Genomic DNA, 814 nt, shown 5'->3' on the forward strand with positions numbered 1-814 from the left:
GGGGAGCCTGCAATGAGTACAATCAGATATGCCCTTGAGAATGGAATAAACGTTGTAACGGCAAACAAGGGACCTGTGACGCTAAACTATAGAGAACTCAAGGATATTGCTGAAGAAAAAGGACTTGGGTTTGGAATTGGAGCAACTGCAGGAGCAGCCCTCCCCACAATAAGTGCCGGAGAAAATGATCTTCTCGGCGCTAGAATTATTGGAATAAGGGGAATTTTGAATGGTACGACAAATTACATTCTATCTTTGATGGAAAGCGAAGAGGTCTCTTATGAGGAGGCTCTTAAAAAAGCCAAGGATGAAGGGATTGCTGAGACCGACCCTTCCCAGGATGTTGAAGGCTGGGATACGGCAATAAAGATGACCATAATTACAAATGCTCTTATGAAGACAAGTCTCACACTTGATGATGCCAAAGTTACAGGGATTACAGGATTGACCCTGGAGGATGTTGTTTCAGCCAAGAGAGATGGTGAGAGATACAAGCTTATCGGGGAACTTAAGGATGTTGATGGAAGTCTTGGAATAGTTGTAAAGCCCCAAAAAATATCTTCGGACGATATATTCCATGGTGTCCTTGGTAAAAACAAGGGAATTCAGTATAATACAGATAATCTGGGAGAACTGACCATACTTGGAGGTGCCTCTGATGTGAAGGGTGCTGCTGCATCAATAATCAGAGATATATTACAGATCAATGAAAAGAATGTAGTCTATTACAAACCAGATTCAACATGGAAATATTCTAAATAATTCAAATTGTTAAAAAAAAGTGTTGACTTTTAAATCCACCTGAATATATAAT

The 814-nt window shown here is 40.2% G+C and carries 1 protein-coding gene; it reads left to right on the forward strand.

Annotated elements, in window-relative coordinates:
• The coding region (locus ACOEN1_RS13465; RefSeq protein ID WP_422487405.1) for a homoserine dehydrogenase at positions 1-762 on the forward strand (762 nt) is incomplete at its 5' end.
• Positions 763-814 lie beyond the last annotated feature (52 nt).

The organism is Gudongella sp. DL1XJH-153 (assembly GCF_049310905.1).
In the GTDB taxonomy this organism is placed as follows: Bacteria; Bacillota; Clostridia; order Tissierellales; family Tissierellaceae; genus Gudongella.